Source organism: Selenomonas sp. oral taxon 137 str. F0430 (genome assembly GCF_000183625.1).
GTDB classification, from domain to species: domain Bacteria; phylum Bacillota; class Negativicutes; order Selenomonadales; family Selenomonadaceae; genus Centipeda; species Centipeda artemidis.
This window is the reverse complement of the sequence record NZ_AENV01000007.1, coordinates 5,001-22,249: the sequence shown is the minus strand read 5'-3', so window position 1 is coordinate 22,249 and position 17,249 is coordinate 5,001. Positions and strand designations below refer to the sequence as shown.

The following is a 17,249-nucleotide window of genomic DNA, read 5'->3' as shown; positions in this document are numbered from 1 at the left end:
CGCGGGTGCGGGCACGATCGCAGCCCCGATGCCGGGCAAGATCATTGACGTGAAAGTCTCGGTCGGCCAGGCTGTCAAGGCAGGCGACACGCTCCTCATCCTCGAGGCGATGAAGATGCAGAACGAGATCCCTGCGGTCAGCGACGGCACGGTCAGCGCGATCAGCGTCAGTGCCGGTCAGTCGGTCAAGGCGGGCGACCCGCTCGTCACGGTCGGCTAATTCACCGCGATAAAATTGCATAAAAGGGCGGCTGCACATTGTGCGGCCGTTTTTTTATGCAAGGATAATTCCTTAACACTGATTTTCTTGATTGTTTATTCGTTTTCATATACAATAACAAATATCTATAATAGGGTTTTACAATATTCTTTAGGAATAAAATAAAATAGGACATGAGTCCTTTATTATCTGAGAAAACAGACGATAATATCAATATGAGCGATGTTTTTATAGTCGCCGATAGAGCGCGGTATGAGAGGATCGTGACGATGGAAAAACGAGTTTTATTGACGGGCGGATACGGCTTCCTTGGACGCGCAGCCGCTGCGTGTTTTGCCAAAGAGGGATGGGAAGTCCACATCATCGACGACGGAACTTCCGAGCCGATGGAACCGCTCAAGGCAAAACATCGTTTTTATCCTTACAGTGTGTTGGACGAGCGCTGTGAGGAAGTTTTTCGTGTGCGCAATTTTGATGTGGTTCTGCATCTTGCAGAGCGCTCAACCGCGCTTGAGAGCGGGGCGTACCTAGAGAATGCGGGCGTGAATTTTCCGGGGCTCGCTCATATGCTCGCGCTGTCTACGAAATACCATGTGGGGAAGTTTCTCTTGATATCGACGGGTTCCGTGTTCGCTGCGGATGCCAAGGATCCCGGAAAAGATGGGGAGACGGCGGGGCATCTGCGTGCGATGCAGAAATATGTAAACGAGGAGTATGCACGCCGCTGGGGACAGAATTTTGACCTTCGTGTGACTGTGCTACGCTTATCGACAATATATGGCCCGGGACAGCTGCCAACGCATGGCTTTGTTGCAAAATTTATCATGCAGGCACTTCTTGGCAAGTCCTACGAGTTTTTCGGATCGCCCGATGAGACGCGCGATTTTCTTTACATTGACGATGCCGCCTATGCGATATACAGTGCGGCGGAGCGCAACCATGCTGCGGATGTTGTTAATATATCGTCGAATACGGCAGTGTCCTATGCGGCGTTTGAAAAATGTGCCGCAGAGATATTCCCCGTGCGTCCCACAAGTTTTATGGGGGCACCGGAGAATCCGGCACTGTCCTTTGGGCGTGCAGTCCTGGATAATTCCGTCTGCCGCAATGAGCTTGGATGGCGCGTGAATGTGCCGCTTGCCGAAGGTCTTCGGCGCACCTACGACTGGTACCAAAATTACCTCAAAGAAAAGGCAAAGCATGATGCCGCCGTACAGGCAGCGGATCAACGCAAAGAACTGTGGAACAAGATCCTGCCTTATTTGGAACATGCAGGGCTGTTTGCCGCGGCTGCGGGCATTGTCGTATGGCAGGGCAACACCGTCAACAGTATGATCCGTATGGACTTTAACTATATTTACATCGCCGTCCTTGGACTTCTTTACGGCAAGCAGCATTCCCTTCCCGCCGTAGGGCTTGCAAGCCTGCTGCTGGGCTATTCGCTGCTGATCGGCGGGACGGATGTTGTTTCTCTGCTCTATTTACCGGAATATTTACTGCATTTTGCATCCTATCTCTTCATGGGAGTGCTCACGGGGTATATTACGGATACGCGTGACCGTGAGCTGGAGGACGAGCGCTACAAGCGCAGCCGCGCGCTTGAGCGCTATGAGTTCCTGCATGCCATGTACCAGGAGAGCATTGAGATCAAGGACAAACTTTATCGTCAGATCACGAATTCCAACGACAGCATCGGGCGTGTCTACCGCATCGTCAAGCGTCTTGACAGCGTAGAGCCGGAGAACGTCTTTACACAGGCGGTTGCGGTCACGACGGAGATTATGGAGGCGGAGAATGTCGTTCTCTATGTCAAAGGATCGAATCCGTGGTATTTCCGTCAAAAGATCCGCCGCGGTTCTGCCGTTGAGGATCTCCCGCGCTCACTCAAGGTGGAGGAGACACCGTATCTGCGCGAGATGATTGCAGACAAGCGTCTCTTCGTGAATCGGCAGCTCAAGGAGGGGATGCCGGATATTGCTGCGCCCATCATCTACGAGGATGAGGTCATTGCGGTTGTGGAACTTCACGCGCTCGACTTTGATCTTTGGACGTTCTATCGGCAGAACCTGCTCTCCATGACGGCGCGCCTGATCGCGACGGCGATCGGTCATGCCTATTTCTATGAGCGGGCGGTGCAGGAGAAGCGCTTCCTTCCCGGGACGAGCCGTATTCTGCGCGAAGAGCAGTACCGGCGCATCGTTGAGGAGCTGGAGGAGCGTGCCGCCGCACCACAGACGGCAATGTCGCTCGTCTATCTGAACCTCGATGTGGCAAACGGCGACTGGCAGGCGCTCGATGGAAAGCTTACGGGCGTTGTCCGCGCTGAGGATTATATCGGTCAGGTCGGCAGTGTGGCGCAGATTTTGCTGACCGATGTCAACGACAAGGTCGTCGCCATGGTGCAGGAGCGCCTGAAGGAAAAGGGCGTTGCGAGTATACGGGTGGCATCATGAATGCGGTGATGCAGTTTTACTGGTGGGAAATCCTCATTCATTTGCTCGTCACGGGGATCTTTTTCGCTGTGAACCGGCGCAGGAAGAAGCCTGTGCAGAATGCGGCGGAGACAGGTATTGTGCTCTTGATCCCTGTCTTTGGTCTCTTGACCCTGATCGGGGCAAAATTTCTCCTCGCCGCCCGTCTTCAAGGGCCGGCGGATGTCGGCGACAAGCTCCAGAACAAGGAAGTGATCTTTACCGACCTCATGCGCATCGACGCGAATGTCGTGCCGCTGAACGATTCGGTGCTTGTCGATGATCCCGAAGTGAAACGCAGGCTCTTTACCGAGACCATCAAGCGCGATGTTCTGCAGAACCCGCTCGTCCTGCAGCAGGCAATTCACGACGAGGATCGCGAGATTGCGCATTATGCCATCACAATGATCACGTCACAGCTCGATGCACTCGAGGAGCGTCTCTATACGCTTGAACGGCGTGTGAAAGAAGAGCCGGACGAGGTTGAGCACCTCGAAGCCTATGCTGAAGCGCTCGGCGAATATACGCAGCAGCGTTTTATCGATCGCCTCTCACGCCTCCAAAAGGCGGCGGAGCACGTGGCGGTGCTTGCACGCCTGATCGCACTGCAGCCGGATCGCCCTGAGCTGTATGCGCAGAAGGTACGGCAGGAGATCCGGCTGGAGCGTTATGCAGCGGCAGAGGAAACGTGCCGCGCTTTTCTTGCGCATTTTCCGACGGCGGAGCAGCCCTATCTCCTCTATATCGAGCTCTATCAAGCAATGCATCGCCCCGCGCTCATGCAGGAGAAAATACGAGAACTCAAGGCGTGTCCGATCCGGCTCTCCATTGAGGCGCTGAACGTCATTCGGTTCTGGGATGAGGGGATCGCGCATCATGTATAAACGGAATTTTATCGCCGCCTTTCTGATCGTGTTTTTGCTGGGGTTATTTTTCCAGTACAACCGCACGGACGGCTTTATGAAGCTCAGCACGAACATCCATGAAAACTTTGGCGCAAACGGCACGTTCGTTGAGGGCTCGGAAGAGGATAAGGAGCTTGAACGAGAGACGTTTCTTATCCTCTATGATCCGATGAATCTGCGCAGCATGTTCCTGAAACATTATCTGGAACGGTTCATCCGGGAGCAGAAAAAAGCAACGCTCGCGGCGGAAATCGGCGCCGTCCCGGAGATCGACCGCCGCTATATAGGAGTGATCGTGACCACAGGAAATATCGGCGCGGTTGCCGCTCTGCCGCAGATCGAGCAGTATGTCGCGGACGGCGGTACGGCACTCTTCCTCGATGGGCTTTCCGATACGGGGATGCCCGCAGGATTTGCCGAGCGCATCGGGGTTCGCCGATTTGGCGAGTCCTATACGCGCGAGGGCATTCATATGACCTCGGATCTCATCTTCGGGGTACAGTCGATCGGCGTCAGCGGACGGTCGTATCAGACGACGACCGCGGCGGTTTCACTTGACTCGGCGGTGCAGATTCACGCAGCCGCGGACGATGGGACACCGCTGGTTTGGGAGATGTCCTCGGGTGCAGGGAAATACGTTGTCTACAACGGGCGCCGCATGGCTGATAAGCCGAATGTCGGGCTCCTTGCGGGGATACTGAGCCTGACGTCGGACACCTATGTCTATCCGACGGTGGGGGCAAAGGTCTTTATTATTGACGATTTTCCCGCGCCCGTCCCCGAGGGGATCTTCCCGCGTCTCTACGACGAGGTTCACCTGACGACGGCGGATTTTTACCGCAATGTCTGGTGGCCGCAGATGCTCGCCAATGCCAAACGCTACGGGTTTAAGTACACAGGTGTTGTCATTGAGACGTACGGCAACCAGGTCAAAGGACCGTTTGCCCCGATGAGCGACCGCTACACGCGCAGCTATCTCATCGCGTACGGACGCGAACTCCTCAAATCCGGCGGTGAGCTCGGTATCCACGGCTATAACCATCAGCCGCTCGCGCCTGCAGGGTATAATCAGGAACATCTGGACTATACGCCGTGGGCAAGTCCCGAGGATATGAAGGAGTCTCTGCGCGAACTGCGCCGCTATATTGCCTCGGCATATCCGGACTACGCAATACGTACCTATGTGCCGCCGTCGAATATCCTCAGCCCCGAGGGCAAAGCCGCGCTCAAAGAGGTGTTCCCCGATCTCAACAACATCTCTTCACTCTATACGGGACTGCCCGAAGACCGCGCCTATTATCAGGATTTTCAGCGCAATCCGGACGGTACGTTTGAGCTGCCGCGCGTCAGCTCCGGCTATGTGGTGCATGAGGATATGCTGTGGGATGTCGTGAACGTGATCAACGCCATCGGCATTGTCTCGCACTTTGTTCATCCCGATGAAATCTTCTATGAGGAGAGCGCCAATACGACATGGCAGGAGATGAACAAGGGCATGGATGCCTTTATGAAGTTCACGAAGGAGAAATACGGCTGGCTGAAAGGCGTAACGAGCTCGGAGGAAGCGGCGATGCTCGGCGCGTATTTTGATCTCGATTGCCGCATTGAGCGGGACGGCGACGAGATGCGCATCATTTCGTGGAACTATCGCACGCCGCCGCGCTATATTCTGCGCACGCATAAAAAGCCGGAGGCGGTCGCGGGATGTACCGTCGAAAACATTGGCCAGGCGGCATATATCGTCGAGGTAAAGGAACCGACGGCTGAGATCCGTTTTAAGTGAGAAAGGAGGGGGCACATGCGTATCTGTCTTTTGGTCGAAGGCTCGTATCCCTATGTGGTCGGCGGTGTCTCCTCATGGGTGCAGATGCTCATCGAGGGGCTGCCCGAGCATGAGTTCGTCGTCTACTCCATTGGCGCGGAGATGAAGCAGCGCGGGGATTTTCGCTATAAATTGCCAAAGAACCTCGTGGAGGTGCATGAGCTCTTCCTCGATGAGATCCTTGCGCTGCGTGCGCCGTCACGCAATGAGAAGCCGCTCACACCGAAGGAGAAAGTCTGCCTTTATGAGCTTGTTGTCGGCAATGTGCCGCTTGATCTGGACATCCTGCTCGGCATTTTCCGCAGCGACCGTATGCGGCACGACGCCATGGGGATTTTCATGAGCGCGGACTTCTTCGACATCATCGAGCGCGTCTACCGCGAGCACTATGATCATCTGCCGTTTACGGATTTCTTTTGGACCATCCGCTCCATGCTCCTGCCGCTCTTTTACATCCTGCAGCAGGACTTCCCGGAGGCGGATATTTATCACAGCGTCGCCACGGGCTACTGCGGCGTTGTCGGCGGCGTTGCGTCGCGCGTTTATCGCAAGCCGTTTCTCATCACGGAGCACGGCATTTACTCCCGTGAACGCGAGGAGGAGATCCTCAAGTGCAAATGGGCGGAGGGCGATTTCAAATCCGTTTGGATCCAGTATTTCTATAACCTCGCGGGTCTTGCCTATGCGGGGGCGGATCGCGTGTTCACGCTCTTTCAGAAAAATGCGGATACGGAGATTGCGCTTGGCTGCGCGCCGGAGAAGATCGCCATCGTCCCAAACGGTATTCATATGGAGCGATTCGCACATATCGCGCTTAAGGAGGAAGCGACCGAGAGCGGCATCGTCATCGGCGCCGTCGTGCGCGTCGTGCCGATCAAGGACATTGTGACCATGCTGCGCGCGTTCTTCCTCGTGAAGCAGTCCATCCCGGATGCAAAGCTTCTCATCATGGGGCAGTACGAGGAAGATCCCGAATACTACGAGCTGTGCCAAAGGACGATCGAGACCCTGCGTCTTGAGGACGTCACATTCACAGGATCGGTCAATGTTGCCGAACGCCTCGCCGAGGTTGATCTCCTGCTGCTCTCAAGTATCAGCGAAGGACAGCCGCTCGCTGTCCTCGAAGGGCTCGCGGCGCATCGCCCCTTTGTTACAACGGATGTCGGGTGCTGCCGCGAACTCCTTTACGGGGAGGGCGTCGACGGCATGGGCGACGCGGGAATCGTCGTCCCCGCGATGGACTACGAGGAGATGTCGCGCGGTATTGTCCGCATGGCAAAAGACACGCCGCTGCGCCGCCGCATGGCCGAGATCGGATATGAGCGTGTGAAGCAGAGCTACACCTACGAGAAATTTATCAATTCGTACCGCGACATCTACGCACGGGAAAAGAGGGACTAGGATGGCGGGCATCGGCTTTGAGCTAAAAAAACTGTTCCGGGAGCGCTCTGCTGCCGGATATATGAAAGCATACGGCTACTCTGCCATCGTCACGACGGGACCTTTTGTATTGATGGCAGGGATGGTGCTTGCCGTACAGATGATGTTCCGCACATTCGAAGTGCCGCAGGCGGAAATGCAGCTCTATACCGCGTCCGTGATCTATTCCTTTGTATTTTCGCATGTCCTCTCGAGCGGATTTGTCATGATCATCACGCGCTATCTCGCCGACCTGCTCTACGGGGGGGAACATCGGGATATCGCCGCATCCCTTTTTGGTATCGCTGCGGTGACGCTCCCGTTCGGAACGATCATCGCTGTCCTCTTCTTTTGGAATAAGCCGATCGCTTTTTCGACGAAACTGCTGACCTATATTTTCTTCATGCAGATGACGGGCATCTGGCTGCAGGGCGTATATCTTACGGCGGTAAAGAACTATAAGGCACTCTTTTTCAGCTATCTCGCAGGCGTGTTTATCTCGGTCGCACTCTGCTTCCTTGTCCTTTGGACGGGGCTGCTTCCGGCGGTCGACGGATCGCTGCTCGCCATGAATATCGGCAGCGCAGTCATTTTGACGCTCTTTTTGGCACACATCCTGCGCTATTTCGGCTATACGAAAAAGGGGCTTGCGTTCCGATTTCTGCCGTATTTCGAGATGCACCCGAAACTGTTCTTCATCGGACTTTTTTATACTGCCGCACTTTACACGCCGAACTTCATCATCTGGCTTGGCCCCGACGGCATCCTCATCGACGGCACGTACCGCTGTGCGCCGACCTATGATGTCGCGACCTTCTTTGCGTTCCTGTCAATTATGCCCGTTATGGTTATGTTTACAGTGTCGGCAGAGCTGAATTTTTACGAGCGGTACGCCGTCTACTTTACCTATATTACGAAGCGGGGCAATTTCCGCGACATCGAGGACGCGCGCATTGATTTGCTGCGTACGCTGTGGTATGAGCTGCGAAATATCGTGGAGTTCCAGCTTGTATTTACCGTTGTTTTTCTTGGCCTTGGCAATTATTTCCTGCCGTTTGTCGGACTTTCGTTCGGTTCGGTCAATATGTATAATCTCATCGTACTCGGTGCGTTCTTTGTCGCGGCGGCGCAGGTCGTCTATACACTGCTCCTCTATTTCGAGGATCAGCGCGGCGCGCTTCTCGTCACGGGCGGACTGTTTTTCGCGCAGATTGTATTCGGCGTGGGCGGACAATTTTTCGGCGAGGTCAGTTACGGCTTTACATTCTTCCTCGCATCTGCTATTGTCTTTATTGGAGCATTCCTGCGGATGCAGTATTTCTGCAAACGCATCAATTATTTTGTCTACTGCGCGCGTCCGGTCTTTTACCGTCCGCCGAATGGAATGCTCACGCGGCTTTCGCGGCTGCTCTGCGGGAAAAGGGAAGGGGATGATCTTGTGTGAAGCGATGCAATTATAAAAATAAGGCGCTGCTCACTTCGCTCGGCGTCCTGAGTATTTTTTTGCAGCCTTCGCCCGTCGGGGCTGTGGATGTTCTGCACGATGTGCAGGGCGAGTTCGACCGCCTGCGCTCCGCTGCACAGGAAGTGGAGGATCATCGCGCCGCCGTTGCCGATCTGCATCAAACGGAGCAGGATCTGCGTACGGCAGAGGACTATGTGAAAACGGCGGATGAAGAGGTTGCCGCTGCCGAGGACGAGCATAAAAATACGCAGACAGCACTCGCCGATGCGCGGATGCGCGCATCCGATGCGCGTGAGCGTGTTAAAGAGACGGAAAACATGGTCGCCGTGCGCACCGCAGAGACGGCGGTACGCCGCCGGGAAGCAGAGAGCTATACTGCCGAGCTCGAAGCGGCGCAGGCAGAATATGATGCGGCAGAGGCTGCGGCGGAAGCTGCAAGTGCCGCAGCCGCAGGGACGGCGGGCGGAGACGATGCGATAAAACTCCTCATCTCCTCCGATGAGATGCGCCGCCGTGTTGCGGATGCCGCACAGAAAGCGGGCTATGATTACCCGCTGATGGAGCAGCTCGAGCAGGGACTCTATACACTCCCCGCGCAGGAGGAGGCGGCATCCGGGGCGGCACCCGCCGCGGATGCCGGTAGGGCGGCGGAGGTACGGGACAGTGCGGCGCAGGTTGCACTTGACCGTGCAGCGGCGAGACTTTCCTACGCAGAACAGCGCGCCGAGGAGCTGCGCGCCGCCCTTGAGACGGCGGAAGACGCTGAGGAAGCTGCGCGCGGCGATTACGCAGACGCTTTGGAAGAAGTGCGTGACGCGGACGAAGAGCTCAATCAGGCCTATAAAGATCTTACCGCGGCGGCACTTTATGTCGGCGAAGCGCGCACCGCGCGCACGGAAAGCGAAGCAGACCTTGCCCTCGCCGAGCGCGACCACGCGGCCGCCATGCGTCAGCTCGCACGATGGGGTGCGGGGCGCAGCGCGCAGGCGGGCATCGAGTATTACGCATGGCACGGCGGAGAGGGCGGCGTTGGGCATCAGCGCTACCACCCCGTTTCCTACAGCTATTCGGACGGAAAGCTCGAGTTCGGTGTCAGTACCGCGTATGTCGTCTCTCGCACGGGCAAGAAGCAGGGACATGTCTCGGGATTTACCGATACGACGGTCGATCTCGGTCTATGGAACAAACACGATCGCTATGATGTCCGTTACGGACTCTCGGTTAATTTGCCGACGGGCATGGCGCAGATTCATGACAACGCCGTGGTGCCGGATACGGTTGCCGCGCTCACGCGTTTCGGCGAGGGATGGAACTGGACGCCGAACATCACGATACGCCGGAAAATCAACGAAACGGATTCGTGGTATTATCGTCTTGCCTATGCGATTCGCGGGAAATACGACTATACGCTCGATATGGATCTGCATGATCCGCCGACTGTGCATCCTGCAGATCGCTACGAGGGCGAGGTGCGGTACCTTCATGCTGCTAAAAATGACCGGTTGACGGCATTCCTGCGGACAAATGTATTTACAGGACGTTCGAAGGAAAGCAGGGAGGTATATCACGAGGGGGCGGAAGGTCTTCTCGGGCTCTTCTATACCAAGCGGTACACAAAGAAAGATTCGTTCAAAGCATATGTCATGTATGAGCTGCGCGGCGCCCCTATTTACAAGACGGCCGCGGAGCAGCACAGCGATAATACGTTTACGCACTATTACGGCATCGGCATGACGCGTGAACTTTCAAAGAACCGGCGGGCGCGCCTTATGCTGCATCATCGGCGCTCGAAGGGGACATTCATCTCGCCGCTGAATAGTGAAAACGGCGAGGATCAAATGCGTACCTCCGTGCAAGTCGGATATGACCTGCGTATCAGCGACCGTGAAGCATTGTCGCTCGACGCGGAACGGTATTTCTACCGATCGAACCCGCATGAGCGATACCACGGATGGGGCGTAGCGCTCACGTTCTCCCGCAGCTTTTAACGGAGAAGATTCAACCAAGGAATACTGAAAAATAGGGGTTATGCGAATAGGCAAACCCTATTTTTTTGCCTAAAATTTCTTGTTTTGCATGATTTTTTCGGAAAAAACAAGGAGTTTTGGGATGATTTTATTCAGAAAAAGAAGGAATTTTATCATGCCCTATCGAATGACTATAGAACTCTGAGGTTTAGTTTGTTTGTATATGTTTGCTGCAGAGGATTGTGCGGCGGGCAAGGCGGGAGCGGAATGGTGAAAAAGATTTTCTGTGCGCTCGCGGTTCTCATGGGGCTTGGCATTGCAGGGATGTTCTGCTGCTCCTTTTTCGAGATGCACGCGGGGGCAGAACGCGAGATGAAACAAGCGGAGCAGCGCCGAGCGGAACAGGAAGCTGCGGAAGCAAAGGCGGAGAGCATCGACTACCGCGCGGCGATGGAAGATCTCATCGTCGAAATGAATGATTATGCAGACGCCGCTGCCGGACGGAACTTTATGTTTATTACGAACGGTGGTACGGGCATCTATGCACCGGACGAGACGCATCCGCGCGATCGTGTGGAGCGTCTGCTCAACGCAGTTGACGGCGCGCTCATCGAGGATTTTTTCTACGGTTGGGATATGGAGGACGACCTGCCCCCGCCGGCAGAAGAGCAGGCGGAGCAGCGGCGCAATCTGCGCCTCGTACGCGAAGCGCACCGTCCCGTGTTCAACATCGACTATACGCATAAGGACAGCGCCGTGCGCGGCTCGCAGCGCAAGAATAAAGAGGCAGGCTTCATCGGCTTTGCCGCCTCGCGGCGCGAACTGGATGAGATTCCCTTCGGTACGATCGTCGATGCGAATGCACGCGACGTGCATTCGCTCGGTGACGTGCGCAACTTCATCGCGCTGCTGAACCCTGCGCGGTTTCGCAGCAAAGAGGACTATATAGAGAAGCTGCGCCGCACGGACTACGATCTCCTTATCATCGATCTTGTCTATAACGATGCCCCGCTCACGAAAGAGGATGTCGAGGCACTGAAGGTCAAGGCAAACGGCGGTCGTCGCCTCGTCTTTGCCTACATGAGCGTCGGTGAGGCGGAGGATTACCGCATCTATTGGAAGGACGAATGGAACAAGCACCTGCCCGTCTGGATCGATGAGATGAACGACGACTGGGAGGGCAATTACAAGGTTCGGTATTGGACACGCGCCTGGCAGGATCTCCTCTACGGATCGGCGGACGGGTACCTCGATAAGATCATCGCCGCAGGATTCGACGGCGCATTCCTCGACGTCATCGATGCGTACGATTATTTCTATGAGAAAGAGGGACACTGAGCGCCGCAGGTCAATTTTGAAATGCTAAACAAGGGAACGATGCATGAATTGGTGCAGCGTTCCTTTTTGTATCCTTGTCAACAGCGTAGGAAAATGCTAGAATAAAGCGTATATGACCAAAAGTTTTGGAAGTGATCGGAGGGCATGTTTCACGTGCGTCTGAAAATCCGGATTCTCGACAAATACATTTTTCGCGAGGTCTTTGTTTCGTTCCTCTTTGCCATCTGCGCGTTCTCGGCGGTCTTCATCGGCTCGGGGACGCTCTTTCGCATTGCGCAGTACATTACGGACTATGGGGCGTCGCTGCCGTCGGTGATCAAGATTTTCGTATTCAGTCTGCCGGGCGTCGTCATGTGGACATTCCCAATGTCGATGCTGCTTGCGAGTCTCCTGACGTTCGGCAAGCTCTCGTCAGCGAGTGAGATCACGGCGATGAAGTCCTGCGGCATCAATTTTACGCGCATTGCGGCGCCGGCGGTACTGCTTGGCTTCGTGGTCAGTGTGGGCGCGATTCTCTTCAACGAATACGTTGTACCGCGTGCGAATACGGCGTACCGGAATGTCATTTATTATGAGATCGAAGGCAACTCCGGGATGAAGTCGCAGGAGCATGTCATCATCAAGGAGATCACGGACGGGCAGATCCGTCGTCTGGTCTATGCGCGTGCGTACGATGCGGAACAACAGCGGCTCACGAATGTCAGCCTGCAGGTGTTCGGCGACGACGGTAAGGTCTCGCATGTGGAGAACGCGGAGTATGCGGAGTGGACGGGCAAAGAGTGGATCATGCACAGCGGGGACGTCTACGACATTGCGGACGAACATATGGAGCGGCATATGCGGTTCGAGACGCAGGTGCTGCCCGTGCAGAAAGACCCGCGTCAGATCATCCGTGAGCAGAAATCACCGGAGGAGATGACAATGCGCGAACTGCGCCGTCAGATTGCGCTGATGCAGACGCAGTATGTAAATACGAACAAGCTCGAGGCGGAGCTCTATCAGCGCGTCTCCGTACCGATGGCGAGTCTCATCTTTACACTCATCGGTGTGCCGCTCGGGATCCAGCCGACGCGCAACTCGTCGTCGGCGGGCTTTGCGATGAGCGTTATCATCATTTTCTTTTACTATGCGCTCATGACGATGGGCAACGCGTTCGCACGCGGCGGTGTTCTGCCGCCGATGCTTGCCGTGTGGATTCCGAATATCGTCGGCATAATTGCGGGGGCAATTCTCTTTCGGCGCGCCTCGCACTAATATTTTCCTGAAAGGCTATAGATTTGTAATTAAGGTGACGGCACTATGTACGGTATTACGCTCATTCTCGTGCTCGCCGTTGTGGGCGGGGTCATCGCCTTCATTGGCGACCGGCTCGGTACGCGCATCGGCAAGCGGCGGCTTTCGATCTTTGGGCTGCGCCCGCGCCACACAGCGGTCGTTGTGACGGTTTTTACAGGCGTCTGCATTACGACGGTGACGTTCGGCGTGATGGCGGCGGTCTCAGAGAATGTACGGACGGCGCTCTTTGGCATGGAGCGCCTGAACAGGATGATGGCTGAGACGCAGGCGGCGCTTACGCGGACGGCGGATGCGCTCACGCAGGCACAGTCGGATCAGGAGCGTGCGCAGGGGGAGCTGAAGCAGTCGGAGGACGAGATTGCGCGGCTCGAGGGCGAACGCCTAGGGCTCACAGAGGAATCGGAGCGACTGTCGGAGGGCAACCGCCGTCTTGCGTTGGAAAAAGAGGGGCTGATCTCGCTCAATGGTCGGCTCAGCGGGGAAAATGAAACCCTTCTCACCGATATTAAGGAACTGGGCATACGTGCGAATGCGCTGCGGCAAAATATTTTGAGCCTGCGCGAGGGGGACATCACCTACAGGGCGGGCGAGATCATCGCGAGCGGCATCATTCCCGCAGGGCTCAGCCATGAGGAGGTCGAGCGCGGCATGGCGGGGCTCGCGCAGCTCGGTACGCGCAATATCTCCGCACGTCTTGGGGAAAATAAGACGGATCAAGATATCTGGATCTATCAACCAGAATACGACGCCGCCGTGCGCGCGATCGAGGAGAGCAAGACGGGGATGATCGTGCGTATTGTCGCGGCGGGCAACCTCGTGCGCGGCGACGAGATCCGCGCGTCGATTGAGCTCTATCCGAACAGTATCATCTACCGCGACGGCGAGCTGATCGCAGCGCGTGTCTATACGCCGGAGACCATGCGCGCACAGGGGGCGGAGCAGACGGTGATGGCATTCCTGCGCGATGTCAACGCGGCAGCATCTGCAAAGGGAATCCTCCCCGACCCGATCCGCGGGACGGTCGGCGTCATCGAGGGGGCAGAATTTTACGGACTGGTGCAGGAACTTCAGGGGCGTACGTCCACTGTCGTCATCTCGGCATATGCCGCAGGTGATACGGATGCGATGGGACCGCTGCGCCTCACGTTTAAGATCGAAAACGAGACGCCGCAGTGAGTACCGTTCTTGCCATCGATCCCGGGCGGGATAAATGCGGCATCGCCGTGCTCTCGCCGCAGGGAGACGTCCTCCTGCATGAGATCGTGCCGACCGCAGCCTTAGAGACGCGGGTATCCGAGCTCGCAGCGGAATATGCGCCGCGCATCATCATGGGGGACGGTACGACGAGCGCGGCGGCAAAGGCGCGCATCGAGGCGCAGGCCGGCGCGGTGATACTTGTGGACGAATACCGCACGACGGAGGAGGGGCGGCGGCTGTACTGGGCGGAGAACCCGCCCCGCGGCTGGCGGCGGCTCGTGCCGCGCGGGCTGTTGACGCCGGCCGTGCCGGTGGACGATTTTGCCGCCGTTGCGCTTGCCTGGAGATTTTTAGCGGGTACGGCACGGCGCGATTGACAGCCGGCGCGCTCTGCGGTAAGATGAAAGGAATTATATCCTGCTGTAATGTAAGGAGAGCAAGACTACATGCCCGATCATGTCCTAGCATTTATGATAGCGCTCGGTGTGGCGCTGTTTTTGACGCCCGTCGTCATTTCTTTTGCGCGGCGCACGGGTGCACTTGACGCACCCGACGCGCGCAAGGTGCATGTGCGTCCCATTCCGCGCATCGGCGGTATTGGCATCTATGCTGCCTTTATGGTGTCTGTGCTCGTGCAGATGAGTATTTCCGACCTTTCGCCGGAGCTCATGACCAGTCTGTGGGGGCTGCTCGCAGGCGGGACGATCATTGTCGCCATCGGCATCATTGACGACTACCGTGATCTCCCGGCAAAGGTCAAGCTCCTCGGGCAGATTCTCGCCGCGTGCGTTCTCGTCATCGGCTTTGACGTGCGCATCGACGTGATCACGGATCCGCTCGGCGATTTTATCTACCTTGAGTATTTCGCGATTCCTGCGACCATTTTTTGGGTGGTTGGACTGACGAATACCGTGAACCTCATCGACGGGCTCGATGGACTCGCCGCGGGGGTGTCCTCAATCGCGGCGGTGACGATCTTCCTCGTTGCGATGGAGGAGGGCATTCCCTTCGTAGCAATGATCACGGCGGCACTTGCGGGGGCGGCGATCGGCTTCCTGTACTATAACTTCAACCCCGCGCGCATCTTCATGGGCGACACGGGGAGTATGTTCCTCGGTTTTATGCTTGCGGGGATCTCGGTCATCGGCGCCGTGAAGAGCGCGGCGACGATTGCACTCATCGTGCCGATCTTGGCGCTCGGACTGCCCATCCTTGACACGACGTTCGCCATTGTGCGGCGCGCGCGCAATCACCGCCCGATCTTTAAGCCGGACAAGGGGCATCTGCACCATCGGCTGCTCGCACACGGCTTTACACAGAAACAGGCAGTACTGCTCATGTACGTTGTGAGCGCTCTTTTTGGACTGTGCGCGCTTGCACTGACGGCGGTGAGTACGCAGGCGGCGCTGCTTATCATCCTCATTGTTGCGGCGGCAGTTTTTATCGGTGCTCGCAAACTCGGCATCCTGCGCCTTGACGCGCAGCAGAAATAATCGTGTATGGCATTCCGAGAGGAGTGAAAACAGAGCATGATCGGCAAAATCAAAGTGATGTCGATTTTTGGCACGCGCCCCGAGGCGATCAAGATGGCGCCCGTCGTCATGGAGCTCATGCGTCATTCGGATGAAATCGAAACGAAAACGCTCGTCACGGCGCAGCATCGTGAGATGCTTGATCAGGTACTGCATCTTTTCCGCATCGTGCCGGATTATGACCTCAACATTATGGCCGCGGGGCAGACCCTCTTTGACATCACGACACGCGCGATGATGGGCATCAACGAAGTATTCCAAAAGGATCGCCCGGATCTCGTGCTTGTCCACGGTGATACGACGACAACCTTTGCGGGGGCGCTTGCTGCGTACTATCATCAGATTCCTGTCGGGCATGTCGAAGCGGGACTGCGTACGCACGACATCTATTCACCGTTCCCCGAGGAGATGAATCGGCGGCTGACGGGCGGTATTGCGACGCTTCATTTTGCACCCACTGCAACGGCGCATGATAACCTCGCGGCGGAGGGGGTTCCCGAGCGGCGCATCTTCGTGACGGGCAATACCGTCATTGATGCCCTCCATCATACCGTGCGCCCGGACTATATGCTTCCGCCGGAACTCTCGCAGGTCGATTTTGCAAATAACCGTGTGTTGCTTGTTACCACGCATCGCCGCGAAAACCTCGGCGAGCCGATGCGTCACGTCTACCGCGCCATTCATGACGTTGTCGACGGATTGCCCGACGTGGAGGTTATTTTCCCCGTGCATCGCAATCCAAAGGTGCGCGAGATCGTGCAGGAGGAGCTGGGGCATCTTCCGCGCGTGCACCTCATTGACCCGCTCGACTATGAGCCGTTTGCCAACCTCATGGCACGCGTTGACATCGTGCTCACCGATTCGGGCGGCATCCAAGAGGAAGCACCCGCCCTCGGCAAACCGGTGCTCGTCCTGCGCGATACGACCGAACGCCCCGAGGCGGTCGCGGCAGGTACCGTGCATCTCATCGGCACGGCGGAGGAGCACGTCTACAATGAGACCATGCGCCTGCTCACCGATACGGGGGCATATGCCGCGATGGCGGAGGCAGTGAATCCCTATGGAGATGGGAGGGCAGCGCAGCGCATCATCGAGGCGATTCTCTACCATGCGGGACATCGTCATATCCCGCCGGAGCCATTCCATGCAGAAAACGAAGAGTACTAAAAACGAAGATGCGGCACCGGACGGAAAAAAGTCCAACACCGCGTCATCGGGGATCGTCGATGCCCTGCGCGCCTTTGGAGTGCTTTCCGGCATCGGCATCTATCTCGTCGTATTTCTCGGCATCTTCATCTTCATTGGGAAAAATGCGGATGATATACTCGGTACGGGACGCGTCTGCACCATCCTCGGGATCCTCCTCGGATTCCCTGCGGCAGGCTATTCCATCTATCGACAACTTAAAGCATATAAAATCGTATGATGAAATGAATGGAGCGACCCCTTATTTTCAAAAAACTTGAAAAAGGGGCTTGACGAAGAAAAGCCGTTGTGTTATATTATTACAGTCGCGCTGATGAAGGCTAGAGGCTCTCGAGGCGCGAAAGATGTACCCTGAAAACTACACAATGCAGAGAGGTTAGAGATAATCTAACCGAAGCCAGATGCAACATC

Annotated in this window: 14 protein-coding genes; all 14 read left to right on the top strand. The window is 56.3% G+C overall.

Going from position 1 to position 17,249, the window contains the following annotated elements; translation table 11 throughout:
• Positions 1-220 (top strand): biotin/lipoyl-containing protein (locus tag HMPREF9162_RS05305; protein WP_009438593.1); only part of this gene is annotated, 220 nt, incomplete at its 5' end.
• Between the two features lie 269 nt (positions 221-489).
• Positions 490-2,673 carry an NAD-dependent epimerase/dehydratase family protein gene (locus HMPREF9162_RS05300; protein WP_254655360.1) on the top strand — a complete coding sequence of 728 codons (2,184 nt, stop codon included), beginning with the start codon at positions 490-492 and terminating at the stop codon, positions 2,671-2,673.
• Positions 2,670-3,575, top strand: coding sequence for a hypothetical protein (locus HMPREF9162_RS05295; RefSeq protein ID WP_009438587.1), 906 nt, complete (start codon positions 2,670-2,672; stop codon positions 3,573-3,575). Before HMPREF9162_RS05300 ends, HMPREF9162_RS05295 begins: the two co-directional genes overlap by 4 nt.
• Positions 3,568-5,379 carry a DUF2194 domain-containing protein gene (locus tag HMPREF9162_RS05290; protein ID WP_009438591.1) on the top strand — a complete coding sequence of 604 codons (1,812 nt, stop codon included), beginning with the start codon at positions 3,568-3,570 and terminating at the stop codon, positions 5,377-5,379. The genes HMPREF9162_RS05295 and HMPREF9162_RS05290 overlap by 8 nt, the downstream gene beginning before the upstream one ends.
• Positions 5,380-5,394: 15 nt before the next feature.
• Positions 5,395-6,819 (top strand): GT4 family glycosyltransferase PelF, encoded by a 1,425-nt coding sequence (gene pelF / locus HMPREF9162_RS05285; protein ID WP_009438592.1) that lies wholly within the window; start codon positions 5,395-5,397, stop codon positions 6,817-6,819.
• 1 nt (position 6,820) lies between these two features.
• The gene (gene pelG / locus HMPREF9162_RS05280) at positions 6,821-8,281 is read left to right on the top strand and encodes an exopolysaccharide Pel transporter PelG (RefSeq protein ID WP_009438588.1); all 1,461 of its coding nucleotides are present in this window, start codon (positions 6,821-6,823) and stop codon (positions 8,279-8,281) included.
• Positions 8,278-10,290 (top strand): transporter, encoded by a 2,013-nt coding sequence (locus tag HMPREF9162_RS05275; RefSeq protein WP_009438585.1) that lies wholly within the window; start codon positions 8,278-8,280, stop codon positions 10,288-10,290. The genes pelG and HMPREF9162_RS05275 overlap by 4 nt, the downstream gene beginning before the upstream one ends.
• Before the next feature lie 246 nt (positions 10,291-10,536).
• On the top strand, positions 10,537-11,607 hold the full coding sequence (locus tag HMPREF9162_RS05270; protein ID WP_009438583.1) for an endo alpha-1,4 polygalactosaminidase: 1,071 nt from the start codon (positions 10,537-10,539) through the stop codon (positions 11,605-11,607).
• 153 nt (positions 11,608-11,760) lie between these two features.
• A complete protein-coding gene (locus HMPREF9162_RS05265) occupies positions 11,761-12,861 on the top strand; it encodes an LptF/LptG family permease (RefSeq protein ID WP_009438589.1) in 1,101 nt (366 codons plus the stop codon).
• Positions 12,862-12,906: 45 nt separating this feature from the next.
• Positions 12,907-14,079, top strand: a complete 1,173-nt coding sequence (locus HMPREF9162_RS05260) for a DUF3084 domain-containing protein (RefSeq protein ID WP_009438581.1) — start codon at positions 12,907-12,909, stop codon at positions 14,077-14,079.
• A complete protein-coding gene (locus HMPREF9162_RS05255; protein ID WP_009438586.1) occupies positions 14,076-14,477 on the top strand; it encodes a resolvase in 402 nt (133 codons plus the stop codon). Before HMPREF9162_RS05260 ends, HMPREF9162_RS05255 begins: the two co-directional genes overlap by 4 nt.
• 69 nt (positions 14,478-14,546) lie before the next feature.
• The gene (locus HMPREF9162_RS05250; protein ID WP_009438590.1) at positions 14,547-15,593 is read left to right on the top strand and encodes a glycosyltransferase family 4 protein; all 1,047 of its coding nucleotides are present in this window, start codon (positions 14,547-14,549) and stop codon (positions 15,591-15,593) included.
• Positions 15,594-15,629: 36 nt separating this feature from the next.
• Complete coding sequence (gene wecB, locus HMPREF9162_RS05245; protein ID WP_009438584.1) at positions 15,630-16,799, top strand: non-hydrolyzing UDP-N-acetylglucosamine 2-epimerase; 1,170 nt, start codon at positions 15,630-15,632, stop codon at positions 16,797-16,799.
• On the top strand, positions 16,777-17,058 hold the full coding sequence (locus HMPREF9162_RS05240) for an AtpZ/AtpI family protein (protein WP_009350196.1): 282 nt from the start codon (positions 16,777-16,779) through the stop codon (positions 17,056-17,058). Before wecB ends, HMPREF9162_RS05240 begins: the two co-directional genes overlap by 23 nt.
• The last annotated feature ends 191 nt before the right edge of the window (positions 17,059-17,249 follow it).

Bases quoted from the DNA above. Each gene is read 5' to 3' on its own strand.
- HMPREF9162_RS05300 (WP_254655360.1), top strand. From the start codon at position 490: ATGGAAAAACGAGTTTTATTGACGGGCGGATACGGCTTCCTTGGACGC.
- HMPREF9162_RS05295 (WP_009438587.1), top strand. From the start codon at position 2,670: ATGAATGCGGTGATGCAGTTTTACTGGTGGGAAATCCTCATTCATTTG.
- HMPREF9162_RS05290 (WP_009438591.1), top strand. From the start codon at position 3,568: ATGTATAAACGGAATTTTATCGCCGCCTTTCTGATCGTGTTTTTGCTG.
- pelF (WP_009438592.1), top strand. From the start codon at position 5,395: ATGCGTATCTGTCTTTTGGTCGAAGGCTCGTATCCCTATGTGGTCGGC.
- pelG (WP_009438588.1), top strand. From the start codon at position 6,821: ATGGCGGGCATCGGCTTTGAGCTAAAAAAACTGTTCCGGGAGCGCTCT.
- HMPREF9162_RS05270 (WP_009438583.1), top strand. From the start codon at position 10,537: ATGGTGAAAAAGATTTTCTGTGCGCTCGCGGTTCTCATGGGGCTTGGC.
- HMPREF9162_RS05260 (WP_009438581.1), top strand. From the start codon at position 12,907: ATGTACGGTATTACGCTCATTCTCGTGCTCGCCGTTGTGGGCGGGGTC.
- HMPREF9162_RS05250 (WP_009438590.1), top strand. From the start codon at position 14,547: ATGCCCGATCATGTCCTAGCATTTATGATAGCGCTCGGTGTGGCGCTG.
- wecB (WP_009438584.1), top strand. From the start codon at position 15,630: ATGATCGGCAAAATCAAAGTGATGTCGATTTTTGGCACGCGCCCCGAG.
- HMPREF9162_RS05240 (WP_009350196.1), top strand. From the start codon at position 16,777: ATGCAGAAAACGAAGAGTACTAAAAACGAAGATGCGGCACCGGACGGA.